This window comes from Bifidobacterium adolescentis ATCC 15703, assembly GCF_000010425.1.
GTDB classification, from domain to species: Bacteria; Actinomycetota; Actinomycetes; order Actinomycetales; family Bifidobacteriaceae; genus Bifidobacterium; species Bifidobacterium adolescentis.
Window position 1 is genome coordinate 1,525,124 of the sequence record NC_008618.1, and the last position, 24,622, is coordinate 1,549,745.

Below are 24,622 nucleotides of genomic sequence, written 5' to 3' on the forward strand. Positions count from 1 at the left end.
TGTAAAAAATAGCGGCGACGCACTCTTGCCAGTTGCTTTGACGGGTAACGAAAAATCCCGAGGAGCTCAGCTCAACTCGGGATTCGAAAAGAGTAAACGCGGCGACTTGCTACTCTCCCACACCCTCTCGAGTGCAGTACCATCGCCGTGCTAGGCCTTAGCTTCCGAGTTCGGAATGGGACCGGGCGTCTCACCTAGGCTATGATCACCGCAAGAGAAAACAATACGCGAACATGCGGCAATCGGCAAACTTCGGCGTGTCGCGCACTGCAATCGCATTCCCCAATCGCCAATGATCGCCAGTAATCGCGCGAATGCCGGCAATCGCAATGCATATGCGCTACAGTCGAAGCAATGCCGCAACAATTGCGGCGTGCTTACGAAAGAAGGCCAGCAATGACGATCGCCTCCTGCGGTTCCGTTTCCGCAACCACTTTGGGTCTGCCGAATTCCACTGCGATTCCCGCCGAGAAGGCGAGGCTGCCGAAAGGCCTGTTCGTGGCGAAGATTCCGGTTTCCGCCAAAACAAAGCAGCGATTGGCGAACGACATCGAATCAATCACCATGCTGTCGCTGCTGCAGGCGCGCAACACGAAGCTTGCCGCCGGTACGCGCGTGCCGGAAATACTGGTGATCGGCCTGCGTTTGCACGAACCAAACGCCGCCGTTCCGACGGATATCGTCGAATTGATTGCGATGCAACGCAAGTCGGGCATGCTGTTCGTTTGCGTACGCGACGCCGATTTCGAAGGTACGACGCGTCAGGAGTGCGCGTTCGCCGTCCGTCGAGCGCTGCCGGCACGTGCCGGGCACACGACCACATCCAAGGTGTTCGCTTCCGATTGGCAGCCGGCCGGCGAGGCCACGCTGAACGCCACGGATCCGGCGGTCGATTCCATGGACGCCTTGTGGGAGTCGCTATGCTCGCAGGTGATTCTGGACGACCCCTCCCCCATCGACGTGAACACGCGTCTTGCCCGACGCATGCAGATTGCACAGCTCACCGCGCAGGTCGACAAGCTCACCCGCGACCATCAGCGTGCCAAGAATCCCGAACAGCGCAATGAAATCTACGCGAAACTGCACAAGATGAAGCGCCAGTTGGAGGAACTGCAAGGGCAATAATACCGCCATAATACAAAGCTCGGCTGTAATCGTTGTGATTGCATGCGATTACAGCAACCGCAACGCCTATAGCCGAGCCGTAAGCGAGGTTTGGCAACGTGACCAAAGCGCGCTCTCAACAACGCGCCACAGCCGCGAAGCCGCTAGAAACCAAGTCTGGTGCGGCCGAACTGGTCAAGCCAGCGCAGAATCGCGCCTTCACGCAGCGCCCACGGGCAGATTTCGATTTCCTTGACGTCAAGCGCCTTCATGATCTCATCGATCACCAGGCCGCCGCCGACGATCTGATACGTGCGTTCCGGCGTGACGCCCGGCAATGCGGTGCGCTGGTCCGGGGCGATGGCCGCAAGACGCGGTAGCCAATCCTCGAGCTGGTCGATCGTCATGATCGACGTGTCCACACGGCCCGGTTGGCGCATCACCGCACCGGCGAGACGGGCCAGGGAGCGAATCGTCTTCGACGTGCCCACGGCATGCATCGGATGCTTCGACTTGGGGAACGCCTTGACCATTGGCTCGAGGATCTTGCGGATGTTCTTGCGGGCAGCTTCCAGATTGTCATCATCCGCGACGCCGCTTTCCGGCAGGAACTCGCGCGTCACGCGGCCTGCGCCGGCAGGAACGGACAGTGCGACTGTCGGATCCTCGTCGGAGCCCATGGCCACTTCGAGCGAGCCGCCGCCGATGTCGATGACGAGCAAACGGCCGGCATCCCAGCCATACCAACGGCGGGCGGCCAGGAAGGTGAGTCGGGCCTCATCCACGCCGGACAGCACGGTGACCGGCTGGCCGATGGCCTCTTCGATCTTGCGTAGGATCTTGCCTCCGTTCGGCGCTTCGCGTAGTGCGGAAGTGGCCAGGACCAGCAGCTGGGTGATTTCGTATTCTTCGGCGAGTTTCATCGCCTTTTCAACCGCGCTGAGCAAGGCTTCGATGCCTGCTTTTTTGATGCTGCCGTCATCTTTGAGATACTGCATCAGGCGAATGGTGCTTTTGGTGCTGGCCTCGGGCTCGGGGCGCGCGCCCGGAGCCGCGTCGACGATGAGCATGTGGACGGTGTTCGAACCGATGTCAAGCACGCCAAGTCGGGTGGCGTGCGAATGCAATGTAACCATGGTTCACAGCTTAATAACTTAAGCGATTAACCTATTGCACGACATGCCTTGATAACCTTTGCAAATATGCCCACCCTCGGAAAGGAGGGTGGGCACCCAATAATCACAGTGCGGGAAACGATTGCATCGGCGTGAAAAATCGCGCTTCAGGCATATGTTTCAGCCGAATATCTCAACCACGCACCTCAGCCACGCACTTTGGCTACGAAATCACCGAGTCGCTTCAATCCTTCGCGCAGGGCTTCGCGGGAAGCCGCGTACGACAGGCGCACGTGCGTATCCGCGGTGGCCTCGCCGAAATCGCGGCCAGGCGTCAACGCGATATGCGCTTCCTTCAGCGCACGTTCGCAGAACGTCCACGCGTCGAGACCGGTGCCGGAAATGTTGAAATACGCATAGAACGCGCCATTCGGCTCAACCTCCAGCGGCAGACCGATCTCGGCCAGACCGTCCACCACAATGCGGCGGCGCTCCAGCAGTTCCTGACGGCGTTCCTCGCACACGGCCAGCGTTTCCGGCGTGAAGCAGGCGAGCGCCGCATGCTGGGTCGGCGTGTGCGCGCACAGGAAGAAGTTGGTGGCGAGGTCGTCCATGGCTTCGAGCGCGTATTCGGGCACGACCATCCAGCCGAGCCTCCAGCCGGTCATGCCGAAGAACTTGGAGAAGCTGGAGCAGACGATGGCGTCCGGATCGCAGGCCAGCACGGATTTCACGTCGGATCCGTCCGGTTCGCGGTCGGCCAGGTCGAGGTAGGTCTCGTCGACGATGCGCCATGCGCCACGCTCACGGGCTAGGTCGCACACGGCTTTCAGGGTGTCGAAGGCGATGGTGGTGCCGGTCGGGTTGGACGGCGAAGTGATCATGACGGCCTTGGTGCGGTCCGTCCAGTATTCTTTGCACAGTTCCGGCGTCAGGTGGAATCGGGTGGCGGCGGACGCCGGCACGTCCACGACTTTGCCGCCGAACGCGCGTACCAGCTCGCGGTTGCACGGGTAGGACGGGTCTGCGATGAGCACTTCGTCGTCATCGTTGACCGTCAGCGCGGCGGACAGCAGCAGTGCCGTCGAACCGCCTGCGGTAATCGCGATGCGTTTCGGGTCGACGTCGACGTGGTGACGTTCCTTATAGAAATCGGAAATCGCCTGGCGCAGTTCCGGCAGGCCCATCGCCGCGGTGTACGGCAGCGGACGGCCGTCATACTGTTCGCGCATGGCGTCACGCACGGCCGGCGGCGCGCCGAAGTCCGGCTCGCCGAGGCTCAGCTTGACCACATCGGTGCCGTTGGCGATCATCTCATCGGCCATGGCTCCGAACACCATGGCGCGGAACGGATTGGCAATCTGCGCGCGCTTCGACAACTGCGGCTGCACGCCATTCTCAACATTTTCCATATTCCTGTTTTTACCACGTTTCGTACAACGCCGCCTGCCGACTGTCATTCCCCGGAATCGTCCGCCTTTCCGGAATCGTCCACGATTTCGCGGTAAAGCCGTTCCAACCGTTCGTCGCGCACCTTCTTACCGAGCTCGCATTCCCACACCACGATGACTTTCCAGCCGTCCGCTTCGAGTTCGGCGCGCTGCCTCGCGTCTCGTTCGTGATTGCGCAGCAGTTTCGCGGTCCAGAATTCGACGTTCGATTTGGGCACGCGTGTGGCTTTCGGACAGCCTTCGTGCATGTGCCAGAAGCAGCCGTTGACGAATATGATCGTACGGTATTTCGGTAGTACCACGTCCGGGTGGCCTGGGTATCGCTTGTCGTTTTTGCGGAATCGCAAGCCTTTGGCAAACAGAAAGCTACGTACCATCCGTTCGATGGATGTGTCTTTGCCGCGGATGTGGGACATGGTGTAGCTGCGCGTGCCCCGCTCGTATTTTTCGGGTTTGCCGGTTTTTCTAGGTTTGCCGGTTTTCTTGGGTTTGCCGGTTTTTCCGGGTTTGGCTGTCTGCCTGCGATGCTCTGCCGTCACGGCTTCCCATTATGGCAAAAGGGCCGATCAATCGTTTTCGCATAACGCGTGCCGCCGTCGCATGTGGCGTACGCTGGTCATTGCAACGTAGCAAACAGGCAGTTCAAAACAAGGAGATTTCATGGCACAGATCAATGTGGCGATTCTCGGCGCGGGCCGTATCGCGCAGAGCATGGCCGAAACGTTGGTGAAAATGGCGGCGGATGACCGGTACCGTGATCTGGTCGCACCGTACGCGGTGGCGGCCCGCGACGGCGAGCGCGCAGCGGCGTTCGCGGCGAAATACGGTTTTCCGGTGTCGTACGGATCGTATGAGGAGCTTGTCGCCGATCCGAACGTGAATCTTGTGTATATCGCCACTCCGCATAACTTCCATGCCGAGCAGGCGATTTTGTGCATGCGCGCCGGCAAGGGCGTGCTGGTGGAGAAGGCGTTCGGCGCGAACACGCAGCAGGCGCGTGAGATATTGGACGTTTCGGATGAGACCGGCATGCTGTGCACGGAGGCGATTTGGACGCGGTATATGCCGTCGCGTGGCATGATCGACGATATCATCGCGTCCGGCGTGATCGGCGAGGTGCAGGCGATCGACGCGAATCTGTGCTATCCGACCACGGCGAAGGCGCGTATCACCGATCCTGCGCTGGCTGGCGGCGCGCTGCTGGACGTCGGCGTGTATCCAATCAATTTCATCGACATGATCATGCATAATGCGCCGATCGCACGTGTTGAATCGTCGATGCAACCGTATGAAACCGGCGTGGACGCGCACAATTCGATGACGTTCTATTACCAGAATGGTGTGATGGCCACCGCGCAAAGCTCGATTCTGTGCCATTCGGACCGTATGGGCGCGGTGTGGGGCACGGAGGGGTATCTCACGTGCCAGAACATCAACAATGTCGAGGCGATTGACATGTTCGACGGCTCGCATGCCGTCACCGCGCATTATGACGTTCCCGAACAGTTGACCGGCTACGAGTATGAGGTGGCATCGACCGCACAGGCCATGCTGGACGGGCGTACCGAATGCGATGAGATGCCGCATTCCGACACGTTGCGCATCATGGAATGCATGGATTCGCTGCGTGCGGATTGGGGTCTTAAGTACCCGTTCGAAGCGTAGCGATGCGATCGATGACGTGGGCGTGACGCGCTCCGCCCACGTTATAATTGCCCCTTGCGGCGGTTTGGAAACGCATGGAAGGAGCGTCATGGAATTGCTGAGGATGCTGAAGTACGTGCTGGGCACGGAAGATGAGACGCAGCAGCCCCGGCAAACGCAATCCTCTGCCAAGAATGCCAACAACGCCAAACCTGCGCGGACCGGACAGACCAAGCAGACGGGACAGGTTGCGCGACGAGTCACGCAACCGCAACTGCAACCGCATGCCACGCCGCAACGTCAATCGCAACGCCGTCAATCGCAGCAACACCAATCGCAACGGCCTGCAAAGCTCACCCCGCAACCGCTGTTGCCAGCCGACCGCATCGACAAAGCGCGTGACATCATCGGCAATATCGAAAAGCACGAATTGAGCGACGAGCAGATCAGCGCGATCGCCGGCGCAGGTCACAACACCCTCGTGCTTGCGGGCGCGGGAACCGGCAAAACCACCACCATCATCGGATATATCGCATGGCTGCTCGCCACGAAGCGCGCCGCCCCCGAAGAGATTCTCGTATTGTCGTTCACCAAGGCGTCCGCGGGCGACATGTCGCAACGCATCATGGCAAGCACCGGCAAAACGATCCGCGCATGCACGTTCCACAGTCTCGGCCTGGAAATCTGCCGTGCGGCCACCATCGCCAACCGTCCCATCATCGACGGCCATGCGTCGAACGCCGTGGTACGAGACACGTTTGACCGGCTGCTCGCACAGAACATCCCCTACCGTCTGCTCGCATTCAAGCTCATGTCGAAGGAGCTGTTCGGCAAGTATGGCGCCGCCGCGAAACGTGAGGATTTCCAACTGCCGACGGATGATTACGCTTTCAACCAGTACAGGCAAAGCCTTGTCGAAAACGCGCAGACCATCATCCAGCACATGCGGCAGAACAATATCGGCATCGACGGCATGCGCGAGCTCAATGAGAGGCGCGGCGGCAAACATATCGGCCGTAATCGTGAGATGCTGCAGCTCGTCGAGCCGCTGTACAACGCGTATGTCGGCAATTTCCGCGCGACCCAGGGCATCGATTTTCCCGGTATGATCACCGACGCCATTCGCTGCGTAAGGCGCGGCGCGTACCGTCACCTGTACAAATACGTGCTCATCGACGAGTATCAGGACATGTCGCGGCCACGTTACGAGCTGATCCGCGCATTGCGTGAGCAGAGCGATTTCACGCTGTTCTGCGTGGGCGACGACTGGCAGTCGATCTACCGTTTCGCCGGCAGCGACATTCATCTGATTCTCGATTTCGCCGATATTTGGCGCGATTGGGGGCCGACACGCATGTTCCAGATCACGACGACGCGACGGTTCCGGCAGAGTCTTATCGATGCGAGCGGCGCGTTCGTCATGCAGGACAAAAGCCTGTACGCCAAGCAATTGCGCAATCCGAGCGACAAGAAGGATTATTCGCTGAAGGCGCTTGGCGGCGCAACGCAGGAGGAGCGCTTCGACGCGATCATCGAGCAGTTACGCAAGCTGCCGAAAACCGCGTCGGTACTTATGCTGGGACGTTACAAAAGCGATCTGAATCTGCTGTCACGCAACGATCGCGACGGATTGTTCCAGATTGACGAGCACACTGGTGGCATTGTGTTCCTTGAGAAGCCAAAGATGGATATCGAGTTCATGACCGCGCATAAATCCAAGGGTCTGCAACGCGACTTCGTTTTTCTGCTGTGCTGTTCCGGCGGTTTGAAAGGCTTCCCGAGCGCGATTCCGGAAGAGCCGCTGCTCGGCCTGCTACTGCCGGAAGTGGAACGCATGCCGCACGCGGAGGAACGCCGGCTGTTTTACGTGGCGATGACGCGTTGCAAAAAGAAGCTGTTTTTCGTGGTGGACCAGTCGCGTCCGTCACGTTTCATGTACGAATTGCACGACAAGATCTGCCCGAACATCTTCCGCGGCGTGAAGCTGCCACCGCAGTGCCCGAATTGCGGTGAGGCATTGCGATTGCGGCACACCGGCTCCGACCCGTCCCGCACGTTCTACGGTTGCACCGGCTTCCCGAATTGCCGGTTCACGCAGCAGTGCAAGTGAAAGAGTGAACGAACAAGACACATACTCCTTTTGTGTCGCACGATTCTATTTTTCGGCTCTTTTTTGGAATCGTGCGACAAACATTCGGCGACACATACCCCCAAACCACGTTTTCCAAGCCAAAAACACATGAAAGATACACTTAGAAGGTATTTGTGGGGTTCAATTTGTGTCACGATTCAAAATTTCACCCCAAAATCGGAATCGTGACACACGTATCACACTCCCTGTCGCATATTTCGCCGCGCATCTACTCAAATTGAGCAAGCAACGTTTATCCTGGAATCAACAGGATGGTGAGAATGGCAGAACGGAATAACTGGACGCGTGAACAAACCATGATGGCGTTCGCACTGTACCGAATCCTGCCCTCTGGAAAATGGGACCAGCATAATCTAACTATTCAGAAACTCGCAGACCATATCCATCGTTCGCCTTCAGCAGTTGTTTTCAAGCTCGGCAATCTAGCCTCCCTTGACGAGAACAGGATGACCAAAGGCCTAACCAACCACAGCAAATTAGACCAAAAAATATGGGACGAGTACGCGGAACGCGGCGATGCTCCGGTGTTCGAATCTGCCCAGCTGCTGGCATCGGCATTGAACGGCGCGGACGACCATCCCGACACGCACGCCGATTCCGTCGTGGAACAAATCGTCGCGCCACGAGTCGGCTACGACCGTCCGGCTGTGGTCACAGAACGAATCAACCAGCAGTATTTCCGCAACACGCTTGTCCACAACTACCGCGACCGTTGCTGCATCACAGGAATCGCGATCGACCCGCTGCTCATCGCCAGCCACATCAAACCATGGAAGGATTCGTCTCCAACGGAGAAAGTGGCCGCATCGAACGGCCTGTTGCTGAACGCGTTCCACGACAAGGCTTTCGACCAGGGTCTGATCACCCTCGACAACGATTTCGCGATTCATGTCTCGCCGCACGTCGAGCACACGGAGATCAATGACGAATGGCTGTACCGTTACGATGGACGGCGCATCTCCCTACCTGTCGTCTGCAGCCCATCCCGAGAATTCCTCGAATTCCATCGAGAGCATATTTATCAACTTTGATTCCGAAGCACCCCTACAATTAGCTATCACGGTAATCCCCGACGAGGAGGAATATGTCTAAAACAGCGAAATCAGTCAAAGCGATTTGCAGGAAATACGATAAGTTCCTATGCGTCGAATCCCCGGACTCAAATGCACTGCTTTTCCCATCGATTGCAGTTTCCAGCTTTCGCAAGCCCGATATAGAACAGGCGCTGGAAAAGCTTTTGGAAATCACAAATAATGACGAGCTCGCAATCAGCAGGCAGCTCGCCGAAGGACAAAGTACGAATCCACGTTATTATCTTTGCTATTGCGATTACGAAATCAACGTCCTTGCCAACGGACAGCGTGCCATCTGGCTCACTCAGCAAGAAATGGCATACCACAAGTGGATTCCGGAAGACCAGAAGATGGCAGACCTTGTCATGTCTCCGCTTTTCGAAAAAAGTCCCTATACAACGAAGACAGCAGTCCAACTACGGGCCAACGATGCGGTTGGCAGAACATTGGAAGAAATCGATTTCAACAACACCGAAAAACAAGGGAATAAAAGCTATCCAGGCAATGTAATTGAACATGTCTGGTTCGACCATCCCGCCGACAACATTTCTGCCCCCGATTTCCCCGAGGCTGAAGTCGAGCTTAAAGTCTCCCCAATCGATATCAAGAAAAGCAAGGATGGTCCTTCTTGCATTGCAGGAGAAAGGCTAGTACTCAATACCATCAATTACGCTAAAGAAAGCACTGCCGATTTCAGGACAAGTTCGTTTTGGAAGAAAAACAGATTCATTGAATTAATGCAGTATCTGCGTCGAATCGCCTCAGAAAAAGGGCAGTCTGAAGATAAGCGCAAATATAAGATCGAATATGCCCACCTTTTAGCTATGGACTGTTTTGCAGAACCCAATTTTCCGCAAAACAGTCTCCTGCCTCTCAGCGAAGCGACCATGCTCAGAATCGAACAGGATTGGAACACGATTCATCAGTTCATAGTCGAAAACCGGGCGGATGAACTGACCGAAGGTATGACCGATACCCTTGCAGCATGCACTAAAGGAGCGAATAACAAACAGAAAAGCAGGCAGAGCAATGGTGCAAGAGCAAAATCCAGAGCTTACTGTTTCAAACAAAGTTTCATGACGTCACTTTTACAAAACTATGCATCTGATGTCCACGAAACGACTTCTCTCATCAAAGATATAAAGCAGCTGCAAAACAGAAGCTGCGATAGCATTATTCTGGATTATTTCAACCCTTTTAAAGGAAAATCATTTACGGAAATCGCGGAACAATTCCATTTCACCATACCTAAAAACGCATCTCCTAAACAAACTAATTTCATGCTGGTTGAGCATATGCTTGGTTCAAATACCAGTATTTCCAAAGACCCCAATGATGATTACGTATCGTTTGACGCCGAAGAGCTTAAAGGCATTCGAGTCAAAACGCTGCCGCTTTTCCATGGAAAACCTTCCGAACAATTTAAGGTCCAATCCATTCCCGATTTCAACGATCTAATCAATCAAAAATGGGATACCGATAACTGCGCCCTGCATCAACTTCTGGAAACCACAAAATTCCTCGTCTTTGTTTTTGACAGCCAAAACCCCAATGAAAAAGACAAGAATCCAGAAAACATCTACTTTAAAGGTGCCGCATTTTGGTATATGCCGGCATCCGATATCGACATAGTCGAACAAGTCTGGAAGGAAGACGTTGAAAAACTCAGAAACGGAGTGACTCTTCGATACAAGGGCAATCGAGTTTACAATAACTTCGTCAAAAGCTCTGCACATCGCGTAATTCACATGCGTCCGGATGCACGCAAAGCACAGTACAACAAGCCGACGCTCCGTGCGCAAAATTCCCGTAAACTGCCCGCAAAAGCGCACTGGATAAATAGGCCTGCCGACCATGAACGCTATACGGAAGAATATATGACCAAACAGGCTTGGTGGATTAACGGAGCTTATCTCTATAGCCAAATAAAAGACAGACTATAAGCGTTTGACGGACACTGCCCTTGCATGGCAAAGTCCGCCAAACACCCGTTCCTACCGAGAACCATAAGCCCGGAAACCTTGGGATTCCAATCTTTCATTCGATTTCGACATTAACCGTCTTTGCATGGGCTTTCGCTATGCTACGTCGCTCATTTTCGATAATAGATCGAACGTCCGCAAGCAAATCATCTGTCACCTCAGGCTTCAGGACATCACCATCGATGGCTTCACGCATCCTTCGTTCTTTGTATTTCAAACGTTTGTATACCCGGCTATCGATAAAACCATATTCCGTCGGATCATTAATGGTTTCCATGATGTGATAGCGCGTATATTGACCATCCGGTAAACCCAAACGATGGATACGATCTCTCGACTGCAACATATACGTCAGATTGAAATTAAATTCAAAATAAACGGCATCATGCACAACATCTTGCAACGAAACCGATTCGCCCAACGTCTGAGGATTGGATACAAGCACCGCAGGCCCATTCGGGTTACGGAAATCAGCAATAAAATCTTTACGGACATCCACTGGAGTCTCGCCATAAATCAAACGATTATCTATATCGGAATCATCGAGACGCGAGGAAATCTTTTGCAAAGTATTGACGAACAACCCCCAAACAATAACCTTCTTACCCTGATTTACAAGATCTCGAATCAGCTTCAGTCCTTCTTCGAACTTCGGCGATTTCATATTATCCAAATCAAAATCTTCATAACACTTATTCGAAAGAATCGGAGTGACGGCCGTTTCTTCATGCATTAATGCCCGATTGAAGGTCTTCTCATCTATTTCTTCAGAATACTCTCCATTGGATTCCAAACCCAGAGTTCGGAAATCAATCTTCTCTTTCAGTAAAGAAGGATTTGTTGATGCTTGCATAAGCCTAATCAACTTTGCCAAACTGGATTTTTCCTGCGTCCAAATCGCGAGCGCCAACTCAAGTTGTCCAGATGAAGCGGGAGCTTCAATAATGTCATCAGGGTCAGCGGGCGGTACCCCAAGTTGGCCCTTATTCGTTCTCCAGAAGAATGGGTACAGCTTTTCATTAATCCGATCGACTAAATACTGATTTGCTTTCGATAATTCAGGAACGTCCCAGCCAAAGAAAACCGGATATTCTTTTTTGTACAAAAGATGCAAGAAGTTATAGATATCACAATACGAATTAGGAATAGGCGTACCTGTCAATACATATCGGAAAAATGCTTTATCGCACAAATCCATGGCGGCAGTTGCTCTAGTTGCATTAACGCCTTTAATCCTATGGACCTCGTCAAAAACAATCATTGTTTGCCCATCAATCAAATCGATAAGCTGGTCATGGTATTTCGGGAGGGATTCATAATTGACAAGGACCAAATTCGAAACCGCCCATCGTCTACGTAAATCGCCGTCAAAATTTCCATCCTGAACATCAACGACTCGCAGCTTTTTCTTAGGACCAAAGGTCTTTTGAAATTCGCTTTTCCAGGATTCGAAGGCGTTGATTGGAGAAACCACCAAAATCCTGCTAACGAATTCACCAAACTTAGCCTTACCGCTATTGAGATAAGCGAATACGCCCAAGACCATTGCCGTTTTACCGGCGCCGGGAACCGAAAAATTAGCTGCTCGTGCCATCTTGTACATATAGAAAGCCGACTGCAAATGCAAAGTCTTCAATGGACGACTTACTGATTCTGAAATAACATTACGGAAAAGTGCGAACTCATCTTCGAATCGATTAACATTTTCCTTAAGAGCAACGCCCATGTATCGATACTGTTCAATTGAATATCGTTGCTGTTTCAAATCTTGTTCTATGCGCGGATCAATCCAGAAGGCAACTTTGCCTTCCGCTCTTTTCCGAGTTTTCTCTAGACATTGTTCAACCACAGCATAGGGAAGATCATCAAGCATTTGATGCGAATGCTCTTTAAAATATTTCCCTCCCCAATCTCCTCCTATTCTCAAATGTCTGTCTCGTTCGGATCTCTGCTCTTCTGTGGTATCAATGAACCAGACGTCTCCGTCCTTATAGATAAAAGCCCATCCCTCAAAACCTTCAGGCAACTGCGAATCTTCCTTCTGATCAACCATGCCGGGACAATCCTCCATTCCCTGATATTGAGCGAGTTGTTCATATACCAAATCACTCACGTCTTCGGTAATCACCCCATCTTCGCGAGAAGACCATAGCCGACCAAACCGATCAACCTCCGCTTGCAGACGCTGCCTGACACGACTGCTCTCATCCCAACTTACATCCACAATAATCGACTCATAATTCGAACTGAGTCCGCCTGTCGATTCATTCGCGGATCCCGAAAAAAGAACTTTATTTCCTTCCGAATCCTCCAGTAACCCGAATTTGTCGTGGAAGATTCCTTTGCCCTCCTTCAAAAAGGCAATTTTCACATCCGCTTTTTCTTCTGCAATCAGTTTTGCCAACAACCCTAAATGCTTTTGATCAATATCATCGGCATCCTGACATTGCAGTTTTTCCCTAAGACGATTACGCCACTCATATCCTTGTTTTATTTCATCAAAATCGGTCTCGCTGATGTGACTGGATAGCAACAGCTGATAACGACCATCATTACAAGCCAATTGCTCCAGCCCGGCGGCAAGTAGCTGAATCCCTTTAAGAGAAAAATATGCCGATACCCTGCAATATCGTTTCGCCTCAGACAACGTTGGAATCAGAAAAGAGTCAACCACCTGTTGATCCGTTGTCTGATACTGCGTATCAATTTTCAGAGACAAGAAGCTCATAGCAGATTACCCGTCTGAGATAAAACATCATAATCCTTACGAACGATCATTCCGATTTTCTCCAAATCCGCAGCCACGTCCTTGGATTGCTCCACCGTAAGGTTTTCCAAAGTAGCAGTATCAATGCTTTCAAGCGATTCCACACACGCACTTACAGTTTCGACTACTTTTTGAAGCTCGCCTCTGTACTCGTTCATCTTTCCCAAACGTCGACTAGACCGCATAAAATCATTCGACGCAGCCTTAATCCCTTCGCTCGAATTCAGAATCTGCGAAATCTGAGATGCATCAGAGACAGGTGTATCCTGGAAAGCATCATATATCGTGTCAACATTGTCTTCCGTAAGACAAACCCAATCATCCTTCTTGGAAACCATGGATTGAAGCTCTTTACGAATAAGACGTGTGATATCTCCACCCTCATTCGCATCCGTCCCAGAATAATGCATCGACAGCAAAGCGAAAACCGCACTCTTGACTTCCCCATCGTCAAGTAGCTTATTTTTGTCGAGAACCCTTCTCACCTCATTCATCGGTCCGTCAAGCCGAAGCTCTTTGGCAATGTAATAAGCGTCCCTCGGAGCACCAATAAATTCAAGATACGAAGAAATCAGCTTCGCTTCCTTAATATCGTTGTTTATTCCCCTTGCTCGTTCTTTGCCGATACTTTTCGCATACTCCTGAGGAGTCATTATTTTTTCGACGTAAACGGTGTTATACACATCGAAAATTCGATCGATCGGATCATAGTCCTGTCGGTCTTCTTTTCCCATCTGCAAATCAAGCTCAAGCTGCTTGATTGTTTTTTTATCAACAGAATTGGTGATATCAAAATCAAGAATCGCAGCTTCAAAGTATTGTTCTATGCCTTTGCTCTTTTGAATTCGGCGCAATGCCGTAAACCGGCGATTGCCATCAATCACACGGCCGTCATCCAGCACGACACCAGGCTCCTCTTGACCTCTATCTGAAATCGATTCCTGGGTCGCCTTCATGCGCTGTTCATTCGATTTAAAGATAAAACTCTCAAACAAATCGTTATACTCAGGATTTTCATCATCCAAGGCGGGGTTCAAGACCACCTCTGGATGCCCACTAACGTATTTTTGAAGAGCTGTACTAATTCGCCCATTTTGATTGTTGTAATAAAGGTATTTAAGGGGAATACGATATATGGCCTCAAGCCGCTGCACTCCATCTATCGTGTACTTACGTCTCGCGTCGGTCAATTTAATCAGTCCATCAGCAGCGAGCTTCTTCAACGAAATCATCGCAGGCCTTTCCCTTTTTCCAATACTTTTTTCCTATTGCTTTCGCAAAGCAAGCCATAAATATTCAATCAAATATACTATGGCCAAGAATTTGATAGAGGAATATCATCAAATACTCGAATCATGACTAGCACGAATGTCTTCAAGACAATGCTTCGCCTGCTTGCACCAATTTCATTTCACATTGCCGTTCACTTTTTGATTCTCACGAATCAGTTCGGCCACATAATGTCGATCGAGCCAGAAGCATTGCTTGGTAATCGATTCGCCATTAGGCAGACGCGCCACGTCATCGCTGTTCTGCCCTTTCGGCCTTAAATGGCAGACTCCGTTGAAGCTCGCTCCAGGAAGTAAATTGGTTCCTCGTCCGTAATGTACCGACCCACCGCTCAGCATCAATTCATGCAGCCGCTCCCAGACCGGACGGACATACTGTTCGATATCCTTTTCCGGCATATTCCAAAGGAATCCTCCAACAAGACGGTCATTACCGGCCACATGTTGCGAATACGGTACCGGAGATTTAAATGAGACAATAAAGAACTTGTTCTCTTCGAAATACTCGTACAGGAACGAGTCTTCCCATTTCGCATCAAAGGATGCTAGTCCCTGCCACTCTTCCTCTGTAATCTGGCGAAAAGACATGTTTTCCTTCGGGAGCCCATCCGGATACAATACGACAGTCTTCAGCTTGGTCACATTGGCCTTGCGGAATTGTTCAATCGTATCGACGCTACGCCCTTCCGCACCAACCATTTTCATGACGAGCCGGCTCTTGCTGGCTTTCGAATCCGATTTCGAAATACCCAATCGAAGAGCGATGTCATCAACACTTCTCCCGATGTACGGGCTCATTTGTTGCCACAGGAATTCAGAAAGCGTCTGGTTCGACGGAATCGGCAAACTGTATTCCTCAATGCGGCTTACCAAAGCACGTTCGGCAATCGACGTCATGAAAGATGATTTGAAGCTGAACGCACGCTGTTTCGCACGTATCCGCGCCTTACCAGAGCCGGCTGGCGCGGGAGCATCTCTCATACTGGAAGCATTCGCACCCTTCGTGCATGCGGCAAGATAGTTTGTGTCCGATTCCGAAAGCTGATTTGCATGCCCCGAGGCAACTTTCTCGTGAATCGTCTCCCAATCATCTCGAATCGTCGCCAAATCGTTTTCATCATAATGCAAGACAACAGATTTCAAGACCTTGCAGTCCAAGCGTGATTGGGTTTTCTTGTCTTCGCGGTCATCGTAGTAGTACACCATGATGATGTTCTTCGACTTATTCCAAAACCGGGAATCTTCAAAATTTTCCTTAGGCAGATTCTCGTAATTGATGATGTCAAGGACAAGTCTCTCCTTGGCAACTGTCTTCGTACGTTTGCCCTTGCCGGAATGCTTCAGTGGGGTCACTTTAAGCTCATAACGCGTATCGCCAACGAGGATATCAGCCTCAGCATCTGAGTTGACAGGATAATGCAGAACGGATTCCTCAATGATATTGCCAAGCGAGCCCTTGTTTCCTGCCGAATCGCCACGACCTGTTTCGTCAAGTTCTCGAAAAGTCTTCCCCTCAGCTGCAATCAACAGTTTCGTGACTTCTTCCAATGATGAAAAACTACGCTCTTCGTTCAACATCGAACTAGCTCCCACATCTCTTTCGAGGCCATTCCAATTCAGCCCCAACTCTTTTGCATTTAACCACCGTAAGCCCCTTTTATAAACACGACACACTGAATTTGATCGATTCCTCATGATTAGATAAGATATTGGCCAGTAGTATCTCGAACGATCGTTCGGATCGCAAGAGTTAAAGGAGCGCGAGAGCTGTAATGAGCAAGGAAATCAAAGTCGTTGAACTATTCGCCGGCGTTGGCGGATTCCGACTTGGACTTGATGGTTACAGCAATCCCAAGTATCCCGATTTCGAGATGAAGCCAGCCGGCAATTTCCACACCGTCTGGGCCAATAATTGGGAGCCAGATGGGCGACCCACCAAACAATTCGCATGGCGCTGCTACGAAAAGCGCTTTGGCGAAGGAAGCTGCGTCAATGAAGATATCGCAGTCGTTGTCGAACAAATCAAAAATGGCGAACGTGAATTGCCGGAATTCGACATGCTCGTTGGAGGCTTCCCCTGCCAAGATTATTCGGTCGCGAAGCCCGCAAGTCTTGCATCTGGCATTGAAGGTAAAAAAGGCGTGCTTTGGTGGAGCATCAACGCCATTCTTGAAATGCGCCACCCGAAGTATGTACTTCTTGAGAACGTCGACCGACTTCTGAAATCTCCTACCGCACAACGTGGCCGCGATTTCGCGATTATTCTCTCTTGCCTATATCGCTTGGGCTATTCTGTGGAATGGCACGTGGTGAATGCTGCCGATTACGGCATGCCACAACGTCGCCGACGCGTATACATTTACGCTGAACATGACGCTCCAAAATGGGATTTGGAAAACCAGCTCTTCCATGTGGGGGTCGAAGCACGAGCTTTCCCCATCGAACCGGATGAGCGATTCGGAGCTGAACGTTTCTCCGTCAGCAAAGACCCTTATAGGTCCACGAAAGAATTCGGCATCGGAGACAAAATCTCACGATTCAAGGAAGCCGGCGTAATGCAGAACGGTAAGGTGCTTACACGCCGAGTCAAGCCCATCTACAACGGCCCACAGCGTACGTTGGGTGAATTCCTCGTACCGATCGAGCAGGTTCCGGAAGAATTCTTCATCACTGGAGACAATCTCAAGTCATGGGAATATCTCAAAGGCGGCAAACACGAGAAACGCACCGCTAGTAACGGACATGAATACGTCTACTCTGAAGGTCCCATCGCATTCCCCGATCCGTTGGATAAGCCGAGCCGCACCATTCTCACTGGAGAAGGCGGCCGTGGAGCAAGCCGCACCAAGCATGTAGTCATGCAGAATGGGCGGCTAAGAAGACTCGTTCCCGACGAGCTGGATCAGCTCCAGCGTTTCCCGAAAGGCTGGACCGACGACGGAATGACAGACGGACATCGCGCTTTCTGTATGGGCAATGCCCTCGTTACGGAAATTCCGCATCGCATCGGCAAAGTCATCGCTGAAGACAACGATTCGAAACGGTAAATCAAACGAATTCCGGTGGCTGTTGGACGGAACGGAACGTACTCCGGAATGGCAGAATCGCCATTTTGTGCCGGTTTTCATCCGTCGTAAAGCCGAGGAGCAGGAGAAATCCTATTATTTCATCGGCAGCGCGGTTGCATTGGATGATGTGCGCGAATCGGTGAACCGCAGCGAGGACGGCAGTGAGTCAAAGGTGGTCGTTTCCACGCTCAATCTCATCAAGCCGGTCGATCCGGAGCTCTACCGCCATCTCACCGGCAAGTCCGCGCTGTAATCCGCGGTCGTTTTGCAATTCCTTTTGCCTATCTCGAGTCGGATACGCCAGGCACAAGTGAGTCGTCCATCATCGGCGTCAGAAACACGACTTATCAAAATCAGACGCATTCACACAGACCATAATCAACTACACATGTTCATATGAACACTAGAGCAACACGAATTTCCAAAATAAAAAGAACACGCTCAATGTTATCTTTTTCCATTTCTTTTACCCCATGGCAGATTGCCTATATTGCAACGAATTAACGCACACAACCACAAATATGGCTTATCTTCAGCGATTTCAACGCCCATTAATCGTGATATCGTTATTCATGGACAGAAAAACTATCCACCACACATGTTCGCTTTTCATCTAAAGAGAACACGAAAACAAACATTACTCATGTTCACAAATACAAGGTAAAAGGACAAAGCCATGGCCGATAAGAACCCCATCATCACCGTAGATCTCAACATGTTCAGCCAAGACGCCGAGGCGAAGACCACTGAAGCCAATAAAGTCGCCAAGAGCCTCGGCATCAGCGACGAGGCACTCGCCAAAGTCGAAGACTTCAAACGAACGCTTACCGAGCATAACGCTTGGGATCTGCCGTTCATGGGCTACGTGAACGAGGACGGCTACGGCTACGCCTACGTACCGGACGCGGCCATCACCATGAATCCCTATTGGGACGCGCATAAGGAATTCATGAATCTGCCCGAAGACGTGCAGACCGCCTTCGCCATCCGCATGCTATTCACGCATCGTCCGGTCGATCGCTACGGCGCGGATATGTTCCTGCACTACCACCGTGGCTTCCAAGTGAACTTCATCGGCTCCGGCGCCAACAAGTACTGATCGGGATCGCCCGAATAGTTCTCGTGCACAAAACCATTCCGAAACAGACAACCCAAACGACAAGGTGGTTTGCACATATATCGAACCTATGCGCAAACCACCTTCATCGACTCATTTCGCGCCGCTACAGCTTACTGACCGTCCGCATAGGCACCCGCATCAAAACCGTCGACATCCAGACCATCTGAACCAGGACCAAATTCCCGTCCACCCGGTCCTCCGAGGAACTCACGAGCGGACATGCCATTCTCCTTCCGGGACGCATCCACAGCCTCCTGCAGCACCTGACGCACCTCGAAACCGTTAATCACGTTCTTCAGTGCCACCACGCCGTTGCCAGACGACTGGTCACGCGTATCCAGCACAAGCGTGCTCATACCGAAAATACGCTGCAGGAACGTACGCTCCACACTGATGTCAACGATACGAAACAGCTTGATCAGGTTGAATCTCTCATTCAAGATACCGGTTTTGACGCTCAATTCCCGATCGGTAAGCGTGTATACGGTGAATGTGAATGGCGTACGGCACCAATTACGCTTACGCTGCCGCCACAAGACATTGCCACTTGCAACCTTCATAGGTAATTCTCTTTCTTACCTGACCATAACGGGCCTTTATGGACCCGCCTAAGTCCACGGAATACGCCACGACTACGTGACGTATGCAACAACAATCGCAATTCTACCGGCCAGGACACCCAACTTATCTCGAATCACGGAGACAGCGGCAACGGCACGAATCGCAATCACAACCAAGAGCTCATAATAAGCGCGCAGAAGTGTTTCACAGAATGTTTCATGCATCGAAACTGGAACTTTCGGCACGAGCGCCATATCATGCTATAGGCTTGGGCGTCAGTAGCGAACTGATAAGACATATTCAACCACAACACCGCCTCACCTAGATGCGCAATGGAAAGGCATGCAATGGATTCTGGACAGGGCAGCTTCAATCGCAGGCAGGATGCCGACGATCTCACCGATTACGTCAACAACGGATGGCTCAGTTCCAACGAATTCGACGGACCGACCTTCCTGTGGAACCACATGATACGCGAAGCCAGTCGAGAAGGTTCCGACCAACGTAACGATGTGCCGGTCGCCAATCTTTCCGACGCGGACGTGGTCATCACCATGCCCATGCAATGGTATTTCGACGCCCTCGCCTCCATGGTGCCTACCGCGGAACGTACCGATACGGGCGTGGAGATTCCACGCATCGATATGCCGACGTTTTCGATCGATTCGCAGGCGCTGTCCGGCGTGGACGCGGTGGTCGGCAACGCGGTGATCAGCACGCGATGGCTTGACGCGGTCGGCAATCTCGCCAAAGCTGTGGAGATGACCGCAAGGTTCGTCGGCAATGTGGCCGACCGTGACAACGAGGGTTTCGACTACCTGAAAGATCTGATTCAGACCGTACGCGTGTACATGGATGCCGTGGCCTGCAACGCCGATCCGATGACGGGCGAGCAGGCGTTGCGCATGATCACGCAGGTGGCGTGCAATGAGGATTTCCGGCTCAACGCCATGCAGATGGTGGAGCTGCTGTCTTGCGGACTGTCGTTCGCGCAATGGGATGATACGCGCATGTTCGCCTATGACGCGTTGAACAAGGGCATTGCCGCGATGCGTGATTTCGCAGCGAAGTCCGGTAATGGCGATGCAAGCAGCACGACTGGCGACACTATGAACAGCGTCGGCAGTATCGACAGTGATGTTACGGGCGATACGGGTGCACGCGACGCCACCGCAACGCAATCGCATGACCTTCGTGATACGTCCTCTGACGCGGACAGTGCGCATAGCACGAATAGTACAGACGCTGCGGACGGCGCGGATACCGCGAACTCGATCACGCATTCCACGGGCGCTGCCGGCGATTCCACTACCGGCGGTTCGCCCACCCTCTCCCCCGAGGAACTGAACGATCTCGCCATGCTTGACCCATCATTCCTGTCCAAACAGCAGCTTGCGCAGACCGCGCAAAACCAGTTCGACCATGCCGTGCAGTTCCTGCGGCACGATCTGATGCGGATCAGTGGCGATGCCGAGGAGGCCGATCGTTTCCTGCGCGACAACCATACGTCCGAGCCGCTTGCCGACGCGTACGCGGCGCGGCTGATCGCTGCCGAACGGTGGCAGGATCTGCTGAATTTCGTCGATCTGGTGGAGCGTGACGCACCGAACCAGTGCACGGTCATGTTCCCCGAGGAAGTGGTGCCGTACGAATGGGAGTCGATTCGTGAGGCCGCTTTGGAGGCGTTGGGCCGCGGCGGAGAACTGGTCGCGATGTATCAGGAGCGGTTGGATGACACGTACGATCCCAACACCGAGCTCAATCGTATGAAGCTTCAGGCGTGGACTCAAGCCAAGGAATAGGCGGCGCACGGCTCAGCACATCCGCCGCCAGTTTCTCATCTATCGCAGGCTTCCACTCTCATTCCCATCAGTATTTCCACCATCGCTTCCACAACTGACGCGCAACGTGGCCAATTGGAACGGATGCAGGCTCAGCATCGCTCCTTGCGCCGTTCTTGCCACGGACGGATCACCGTCGGCAAAAGCCGCGGGCAATTCGGCATCCAGCCGCGCATCCTCCATAATGGAACACTCGCGTACCGTGGCCTTCCCCAAAGCGGCGTTGACGGCAAGTCTCGCATGGGCTTCGCCGCCGACCGCCTCATAGACGCGCAGTATCAGATCTCCGGAACCGTCATCGGCAAGCTTGACCCAGTCAAGCACCATGACGCCATCCACCGGGTTGAGCTGCGCCAGCGGATCGAACGCCGGCACGGCAGGCAGCACGGCCGCGTTGAGACGGTTCGCCTCGTCAAGCACAGCCGGCATACTGGCATCCGCCACAACGTTCCACGCGAACTCATGCACGCCCTTGTCAGTGTTCGGATCGGGGTATAGCGGGGACGACAGCAACGAAAGTCGAATCATCGTGCCACGCACCGGCCCGGAAGCCGTGTTCCGGTGAATCGGCGAAACGTCGGAACCGTAGGTGCTGGCGTTGACGACCGCAGCCGCATAGCCGGCATCGGCGACGCGTACGAACCGGTGCGTGCAGCTTTCGTATTTCGCCTCGTCGGAACGTGTGTTCTTCTGAATGGGCCGTTCCACCATGCCGTACTGGCATTCGTACTGCGCCCGGTCGGCCTGGATAGCCATGGGAATGTCGACTTTGAGGAATCGTTCGGATGCCCGCCAATCCACTTTGGTCCGGAATTCAAGGCTTTTCGACTTTGGCCGCAATGTAATGCAGGCATCGATGGACACCCCGTCGGCGGTGCTGGACACGTGCACGGTGGCTCCGCCGCGTTTTGTCTCCGTCACTCGTTCCACATGCGAGTCATCGATGCCTTCGGCGCTGAGGAAGGCATCGCGCTGGATGTCCCATGCGTCCCACTCGTATGGCTCGTCGCGGAGAAGCTCGTAATGCCCGATTCCACTGCCGTCGGGCACCAGTTCGTGTCCATTATCAAGGTCGATCAGTGAACGGACCGTACCGTCTGGTGCGATGATGGCACGTAGCAAACCGTTGTCAAGTATGATTCGACCGTCGTCACATGTCGTTGCGATGGTGGATTCATCGGCGACCGCGTCGGTGCCGTTCGCGTCATCATCCTGCGTTCCCACTGCCGCGGTGCGAGCAATCCACGAATCGCCATTCTTTGCCGTATATGGGACGATGGCCGCGTTCGATCGCATGTCGGCATCATCCCGCGCCGATGCGATGGAAGCACCCGCTTCAGCGGCGATATCACGCAGTCTTGTGATGTCGCGCACGTAGTCCGCACGTGCCTGCCGATGCACCCATGCGATCGCCGATCCGGGAAGAATGTCGTGGAATTGGTTCAGCAGGAGCGTTTTCCAGATACCGTCAAGTTCCTCACGTGGATATCGGTATTTTGGGTTGAACACGCTGGCTGCGGCGCACAGATATTCCGTTGTTCTCAGCAGGTTTTCTTCCCGCCTGCATCCGCGTTTCATTTCCTGTTGCGATGTCAGTGTGGCGCGATGCAGTTCCAGATACAGTTCACCCTTGAAAACCGGGGTTTCGTCCGGAGCCTCATCGACGATATCGTGTCGGACGCGGTCGAACAGTTCGTCCGGAGTGCCGAAATCGATGCTCGGAGCGCCGGCAAGATCATGGTCCCTGCGGATACGTGCGACCATTTCGCGGGTGGGACCGCCGCCACCATCGCTGTATCCGTACAGCAGTATGGCGTTGCGCGACAGGTCCTTGTCAAGGAAGTTGCGCTGGGAATACTGCAGTTCCTGCATACTTACGGTCGAGCCGTACGTGTCCGACGGCGGGAAGTGCGTAAGGATTCGCGATCCGTCGATGCCTTCCCATTCGAAGGAATGGTGGGGGAATTTCGTGGTGTCGTTCCATGAGATCTTCTGTGTGAGGAACCATTCGAAACCGGCACGACGTGCGATTTGCGGCCATGCCCCGCAATAACCGAAACTGTCGGGAAGCCACAGTCCTTTTGGTTCCACGCCAAGATGCTCACGGAAGTAACGCATGCCGAACGTGATCTGGCGGATCAGCGACTCACCTGTGGGCAGCATGTTATCGGATTCGACCCACATTCCGCCGACGGGAATGAATCGTCCTTCCTTGATGCGCTGCAGCATGCGCGCGAACAGGTCTGGATGTTCCTGTTCCAGCCACGCATACTGTTGGGCGGAACTCATCGCGTACGTGAAATCCGGATCCTCGTCCATCAGGGCAAGCACGTTGGACACCGTGCGGGCCACTTTACGGTGGGTTTCGCGCACGGGCCACAGCCATGCGGAATCGATATGCGCATGGCCGACCGCGACATGATGGATGACGCTGGAATATGCGGGTTCGGATAATACCCCGGCAAGCTTTTCCTTGGCTGGCTCCAGAGTTCCGGCGATATCACGCTCGTCATATGTGTTGAGTGATCGTTGCAGCGCTTTGGCCAGCTGCCAATATCGAGGATCATCATCCTTGAGTTCCCTCATCAGCGAGGTGACGGTTTCCAAGTCCATCAGATAGTCGAACACGTTTTGGTTGAAAGCGCACACGTCCATTGTGGTGAGCACATAGTCGGATGGACGACCGTCGGCACGCTCCCCCAGATTCATCGGCGCGAATGGCAGGTCAGCTTCGACCAGTGGATTCGATGCGGCCTCGACATATACCGTGAAACGACCGGCATCATCAAGCTCCACATTCGCCACGCCATTGGCATCGATAAGCGGAATCCAGCAATTGTCTGGATTCACCGCTTTGATGACGCTGCCGTCAGGGCGATAGCATAATCCTTCCGCTTGGAAGCCCGGGCCACGATGTCGTTTCCATCCCAGATCTACAACCAGTTCGACGGCTCTGCCTTTGACCGACTCACGGTCGATACGTCCACGAACCTCGAACCATGTGGTACCCCATATCGTGCCCCAGGCACCAGGAACCATGAAGTCGAGAAAATCCACTTTGTTTTCCCTGACACGTGCAAGAAAGTCGGCGCTCTGTTCGGGTTCGCCTTCATCGGCGAAAGCGCGTAACTGACAATGCGATAATGTTTCGTGCACATATGGCACAAGTCGTTGCCGCATCACTCGATTGACACGTCTGAGTTGCTGATCTGGAAGAAGAAACATAGCTATCCCCTTGGCACATGATTCCTATGGTGTATCCATGGTGCCACAACACAATCTCAAATCAAAAAATATCAAAGAGAAAAGTGGTTCTCAAAGCGGACATCCGGTGGAGACTCCGGATAAGGACCTTCGACGAGCCCGAAAGGCGTTGCCGGGAGGCCCGGGAGGTGATGAAAAAAATGGGGGTTCCCGGAGCGACGCCCGCCGGGAAGCCCGAAAAGAGAGGATAA

At 53.1% G+C, this 24,622-nt stretch carries 17 protein-coding genes and 1 rRNA gene; 9 read left to right on the forward strand and 9 right to left on the reverse strand.

What is annotated here, in order from left to right; translation table 11 throughout:
- Positions 1-96: 96 nt before the first annotated feature.
- Positions 97-213 (reverse strand): 5S ribosomal RNA (gene rrf, locus BAD_RS06465).
- A gap of 183 nt (positions 214-396) precedes the next feature.
- Here rrf and BAD_RS06470 point away from each other — a divergent pair.
- Positions 397-1,125: a DUF4391 domain-containing protein gene (locus BAD_RS06470; RefSeq protein WP_011743544.1), complete on the forward strand. Its 729-nt coding sequence runs from the start codon at positions 397-399 to the stop codon at positions 1,123-1,125.
- 143 nt (positions 1,126-1,268) lie between these two features.
- On the opposite strand, the gene BAD_RS06475 is transcribed toward BAD_RS06470, so the two are convergent.
- From BAD_RS06475 to BAD_RS06485, 3 genes are all read right to left on the reverse strand, one after another.
- Positions 1,269-2,240, reverse strand: coding sequence for a Ppx/GppA phosphatase family protein (locus BAD_RS06475; protein ID WP_011743545.1), 972 nt, complete (start codon positions 2,238-2,240; stop codon positions 1,269-1,271).
- Positions 2,241-2,425: 185 nt separating this feature from the next.
- Positions 2,426-3,631 carry an aminotransferase class I/II-fold pyridoxal phosphate-dependent enzyme gene (locus BAD_RS06480; RefSeq protein ID WP_011743546.1) on the reverse strand — a complete coding sequence of 402 codons (1,206 nt, stop codon included), beginning with the start codon at positions 3,629-3,631 and terminating at the stop codon, positions 2,426-2,428.
- 44 nt (positions 3,632-3,675) lie between these two features.
- On the reverse strand, positions 3,676-4,086 hold the full coding sequence (locus BAD_RS06485; protein ID WP_033499942.1) for a very short patch repair endonuclease: 411 nt from the start codon (positions 4,084-4,086) through the stop codon (positions 3,676-3,678).
- A gap of 244 nt (positions 4,087-4,330) precedes the next feature.
- Between BAD_RS06485 and BAD_RS06490 the strand changes: the two genes are divergently transcribed.
- From BAD_RS06490 to BAD_RS06505, 4 genes are all read left to right on the forward strand, one after another.
- Entirely contained in the window at positions 4,331-5,335 is a 1,005-nt protein-coding gene (locus tag BAD_RS06490) for a Gfo/Idh/MocA family protein (protein WP_011743548.1), read from the forward strand.
- Between the two features lie 88 nt (positions 5,336-5,423).
- The gene (locus tag BAD_RS06495) at positions 5,424-7,424 is read left to right on the forward strand and encodes a UvrD-helicase domain-containing protein (RefSeq protein WP_113736342.1); all 2,001 of its coding nucleotides are present in this window, start codon (positions 5,424-5,426) and stop codon (positions 7,422-7,424) included.
- A gap of 302 nt (positions 7,425-7,726) precedes the next feature.
- Complete coding sequence (locus BAD_RS08695) at positions 7,727-8,497, forward strand: HNH endonuclease (protein WP_011743550.1); 771 nt, start codon at positions 7,727-7,729, stop codon at positions 8,495-8,497.
- A 53-nt stretch (positions 8,498-8,550) separates the two neighbouring features.
- Positions 8,551-10,482 carry a Sau3AI family type II restriction endonuclease gene (locus tag BAD_RS06505; protein ID WP_011743551.1) on the forward strand — a complete coding sequence of 644 codons (1,932 nt, stop codon included), beginning with the start codon at positions 8,551-8,553 and terminating at the stop codon, positions 10,480-10,482.
- 94 nt (positions 10,483-10,576) lie between these two features.
- Here BAD_RS06505 and BAD_RS06510 read toward each other — a convergent pair whose 3' ends face one another.
- The 3 genes from BAD_RS06510 to BAD_RS06520 all read right to left on the reverse strand — a co-directional run bounded on the left by BAD_RS06510 (position 10,577) and on the right by BAD_RS06520 (position 16,155).
- Positions 10,577-13,240, reverse strand: a complete 2,664-nt coding sequence (locus tag BAD_RS06510; protein WP_167524183.1) for an SNF2-related protein — start codon at positions 13,238-13,240, stop codon at positions 10,577-10,579.
- A gap of 5 nt (positions 13,241-13,245) precedes the next feature.
- Positions 13,246-14,520 (reverse strand): ParB N-terminal domain-containing protein, encoded by a 1,275-nt coding sequence (locus tag BAD_RS06515; protein ID WP_011743553.1) that lies wholly within the window; start codon positions 14,518-14,520, stop codon positions 13,246-13,248.
- Between the two features lie 174 nt (positions 14,521-14,694).
- Positions 14,695-16,155 carry a Sau3AI family type II restriction endonuclease gene (locus BAD_RS06520; RefSeq protein ID WP_011743554.1) on the reverse strand — a complete coding sequence of 487 codons (1,461 nt, stop codon included), beginning with the start codon at positions 16,153-16,155 and terminating at the stop codon, positions 14,695-14,697.
- A gap of 194 nt (positions 16,156-16,349) precedes the next feature.
- Between BAD_RS06520 and dcm the strand changes: the two genes are divergently transcribed.
- The 3 genes from dcm to BAD_RS06535 all read left to right on the forward strand — a co-directional run bounded on the left by dcm (position 16,350) and on the right by BAD_RS06535 (position 18,744).
- Positions 16,350-17,624 (forward strand): DNA (cytosine-5-)-methyltransferase, encoded by a 1,275-nt coding sequence (gene dcm / locus BAD_RS06525; protein WP_011743555.1) that lies wholly within the window; start codon positions 16,350-16,352, stop codon positions 17,622-17,624.
- A 22-nt stretch (positions 17,625-17,646) separates the two neighbouring features.
- Positions 17,647-17,898, forward strand: a complete 252-nt coding sequence (locus BAD_RS06530; protein WP_041777374.1) for a DUF3427 domain-containing protein — start codon at positions 17,647-17,649, stop codon at positions 17,896-17,898.
- Between the two features lie 423 nt (positions 17,899-18,321).
- The gene (locus BAD_RS06535; protein WP_041777375.1) at positions 18,322-18,744 is read left to right on the forward strand and encodes a hypothetical protein; all 423 of its coding nucleotides are present in this window, start codon (positions 18,322-18,324) and stop codon (positions 18,742-18,744) included.
- Between the two features lie 131 nt (positions 18,745-18,875).
- On the opposite strand, the gene BAD_RS06540 is transcribed toward BAD_RS06535, so the two are convergent.
- Positions 18,876-19,325, reverse strand: coding sequence for a PH domain-containing protein (locus BAD_RS06540; protein WP_011743557.1), 450 nt, complete (start codon positions 19,323-19,325; stop codon positions 18,876-18,878).
- A 348-nt stretch (positions 19,326-19,673) separates the two neighbouring features.
- Here BAD_RS06540 and BAD_RS06545 point away from each other — a divergent pair, with 348 nt between their 5' ends.
- Complete coding sequence (locus BAD_RS06545) at positions 19,674-21,128, forward strand: hypothetical protein (protein ID WP_041777376.1); 1,455 nt, start codon at positions 19,674-19,676, stop codon at positions 21,126-21,128.
- A 39-nt stretch (positions 21,129-21,167) separates the two neighbouring features.
- Here BAD_RS06545 and BAD_RS06550 read toward each other — a convergent pair whose 3' ends face one another.
- A complete protein-coding gene (locus tag BAD_RS06550; protein ID WP_011743560.1) occupies positions 21,168-24,392 on the reverse strand; it encodes an alpha-mannosidase in 3,225 nt (1,074 codons plus the stop codon).
- Positions 24,393-24,622 lie beyond the last annotated feature (230 nt).